General features: G+C 50.4%; 1 protein-coding gene and 2 pseudogenes. All 3 read right to left on the reverse strand.

The window, feature by feature from the left end; genetic code table 11:
- Nucleotides 1-766: 8-methylmenaquinol:fumarate reductase membrane anchor subunit (gene sdhE, locus Q0200_RS05855; protein WP_297938953.1), on the reverse strand; the 766-nt coding region annotated here is incomplete at its 3' end.
- A gap of 3 nt (nucleotides 767-769) precedes the next feature.
- Nucleotides 770-1,732: pseudogene (sdhB, locus tag Q0200_RS05860) on the reverse strand (8-methylmenaquinol:fumarate reductase iron-sulfur subunit).
- A pseudogene (sdhA, locus tag Q0200_RS05865) lies at nucleotides 1,732-3,430 on the reverse strand (8-methylmenaquinol:fumarate reductase flavoprotein subunit). The pseudogenes sdhB and sdhA overlap by 1 nt, the downstream one beginning before the upstream one ends.
- Between the last annotated feature and the right edge of the window lie 44 nt (nucleotides 3,431-3,474).

A 3,474-nucleotide genomic window follows, 5' to 3' on the forward strand; every position in this document is an offset into this window, starting at 1 on the left:
TGATAGGCTTTCTCACGTCCGAGTTTTGCGCGTCTTGATAGCGCTCCTGATAGATATCAAGCTGCATCTGGCAAAGCGGACAAGGCGTTACAACACAGTCGGCACCGTTTTTATCTGCATTGCCCACGATCTGGCTGGACATCTTTTGTACCGATTTTACCGCAGGATAACTCGCGTGAAATCCACAGCAGTCAAGCCTCTTTTCAAAAGGCACGATCTTTGCGCCAATGGCTTCTACGACGGTTTCAAAGCTATTTGGGTTGGTTGAGCTCTCTTTAACCAGCTCTTTTTCGGGGCGCAGGCTGTGGCAACCGTAAAATAATGCGACCTTTAAATTTGAAAGCGGCTTTATGACCTTGGCTTTTAGGGTTTCGACATTTTGATAAAGCACCCAAAGCAGGCTCGTTATCTCGCTCGTGCCTTGATACTGCATATTTCCTTCTTTTAAAAAGGCGTTTATGCGCTCTTTTGCACCTTTATCGAGTGCGTTTTTGGCCTTTGTAAGCGTAAGCATACAGGTGGAGCAGGTGGTGAGCGCCGACATATTCATCTGCTCGGCTAGAGCGATATTTCTAGCGTTTGCGACGAGTGCGGCCATCGGATCTATACACTGAGCTTGAGAGGCTCCGCAGCAGCTCCAGCCTTTTATCTCGTGTAGTTTGATACCAAGGATCGGCGCGATTGCCTCGAGCGACATCTTGGATTCTTTTGCTGCTTGACTTAGTACGCAGCCGGGGAAAAATGCAAATTCGTTTTGTGCGCTCATCTCTTACTCCTTGCTCGCGGCGCGCGCGGCTTTTATCATTTTTACTAGGTCTTCGTGGCCTTCTATCTCATCGCCCTCAAATATATGCAGCGGATTCATCTTGCCGGCGCCCATTAAGTTAAAGGCGATGTCCATCTTGCCCATATTTTTGATGACGCCCTCGGAGCGAAGCGCGAGTTTGATCCCGTTTAGTCGTCCGCTGCCCTCTACGATATCGGTTAAAAACGCTGTCGCGTGTCCCGGTCCTTCGCCCTCGTCAAGACCGTTTGCTACGGCTTTGACGCGTAAATTTGCGATATCGCTAAACGGGTTTATACCCTTTGGACAGCGATCGGCGCACTCTTGGCAGTGCACGCAGTTCCATAGCCCGTTCATGACGGAAGGTTTTACGTGTATCATCGGGTCTTTTGAGCGAGAGTCGGCCGCGGCGCGGTATGCGTGAGTAAATACGAACGGCTGCATATAGTCGCTAGCATCCGCTTCTAGTTTGTTGCACTCGGACGCGTAGCAACCGCATAGGATGCAGTCCCACTGTTTTTTGATGCGATTTACTTCCTCTTGGGTCTACTTACAGCCGTGTTTGTTTGAAAACGCCTCTTGCGGCGTGATGGTCGGTTTTATCTTGCGTAAATTTTCTATGCTCGGCTCCCAGTCCACGACCAGATCGGAGATCACTCTAAAGTTATTTAGAGGCGAGATAGTCATGGAGCTAGGATTTTTATACTCCTCTAGTAGCTCTTCCATCTTGGTATCGCAGGCGAGATAGGAGTGGCCGTTTACTCTCACCGCGCAAGCACCGCATATCGCCATGCGGCAAGCGGCGGTAAAATTTAACGTGATGTCTTGCGTGCGTTTGATGTGCTGTAGCAGACTTAATAGCGTCTGGCCTTTTACTTCATCCATGCTAAGCTCGTAGGCTTGTTTATATTTTTGCTGTCCGTCGAAACGGTCGATGATAAATTTCATTAGTATTTCCTCTCTTCGACTGGATATTTCGTGATGACGACGTCTTTGTAGCTAAGCTGCGGTTTGCCGTCAACTAGCGTAATGATGCTGTGTTTTAAGAAATTTACGTCGTCGCGTTTCGGGTAGTCCTCTCTAGTGTGAGCGCCGCGGCTCTCGTTGCGATTTAGCGCTCCTAGGCACGCACAGCGCGCTAGCAGGATGAGATTTCCCAGCTCCAGATAATCCGTGATCGCGGTGTTGTAGATAGAATTTGGATTTGGGATCTTTAGCGCGTCGTATCTAGCCTGTATCTCTTCGAGCTTGATTTGTAGAGCTTCTAGTTTTTCTTTCGTTCTAAAGATACCCATATTATCCCAATTTTGTTTGCCCAGCTCTTCTCGCAGATCGTACATCTCGTTTGACGTGCCGCCGCCGCTGGTTAGCTCTTTAAATTTAACTCTCCATTTTACCGCTAGCTCGGCGCTATGTTTGCCGGAACCAAAGCTCGTTCTCTTTGATGCGTATTCGCCTGCTCCTTCGCCGGCTAGTTTGCCCGTTACCGCGGCGTCGGTTAGGCTGTTTCCGCCTAGGCGGTTTGCGCCGTGGATAGATGCGCACGACGTCTCTCCCGCGGCAAAAAGCCCAGACAAATGCGTACTCATATCGTCAAATTCGGCTATCTCTATACCGCCCATCGAGTAGTGTGCGGTCGGGCGGATTTTTATCGGTTCTTTAACTAGATCCATATTTTCAAAAAGTAGTCCGACGTGGCGGATCTGCGGTAGCTCGTGCATGATCTTTTTCCTCGCCTAGATGCGTGACGTCAAGCAGTACGTAAGATCCCATACACTCGCCGTAGCCGCGTCCCTCGCGGATCTCGGTCTCTAACGAGCGAGCTACGATGTCGCGCGGAGCTAGTTCCATTTTTTTAGAGTATCTAGACATAAAGCGCTCGCCTTGATTGTTTATCAGCTTGCCGCCTAGTCCGCGCGCTGCCTCCGTGATAAGCGCGCCGCCGTTTGCTACTCCGGTAGGGTGAAACTGAAGCATCTCCGGGTCTTTAAAAGCTACGCCTGCTCTAAGAGTGGCCGCGATACCGTCGCCAGAAGCGTTAAAAGGTGTAGAAGTTCGGTTAAAAAATACTCTCGTATAGCCGCCCGTAGCCAAAACCACGGCTTTTGCCAGCACCGGCACTACGTCGCCCGTTTGCATATCTCTTAGCACCACGCCCTCGCATACGCCGTTATCCATACCGATATCTAGCAGGTAGTGATCGAGTAGAAATTTGACTCCGGTCGTGATCGCCTCGTCAAGGCAAGTATGCATCATGATAGAGCCCGTTTTGTCCGCGGCGTAGTTGCAGCGCTCAAATTTAGCCCCGCCTGCGAAACGGCGAGCTACGGTGCTGTCTTTTTGTCTATTAAACGGCATGCCGGCGTAGTCAAGCTCGTGGATGGCCTCGGTGGCCTTTTCGACAAATTTGATGATCGCGTCTTGATCGCCTAAAAAGTCGCTGCCTTTAACCATGTCGTATGCGTGAAGCTCGTGGCTGTCGCCGTGCTCAAAGTCTATGACGCCGTTTATACCGCCCTCGGTCATACAGGTGGCGTTTCTTGACGGCATACCTTTATTTACGACGACGACGGTTAGATTTGGATATTTTTTCCTCACTGCCACGGCGGCTCTTAGTCCGGCGCCGCCAGATCCTACGATCAACACGTCGCAAGACGGAAGACCCGCTTTATTGCCGCTTTCTTTTTTGT

This window comes from uncultured Campylobacter sp. (assembly GCF_938045225.1).
Taxonomy (GTDB): Bacteria; Campylobacterota; Campylobacteria; order Campylobacterales; family Campylobacteraceae; genus Campylobacter_A.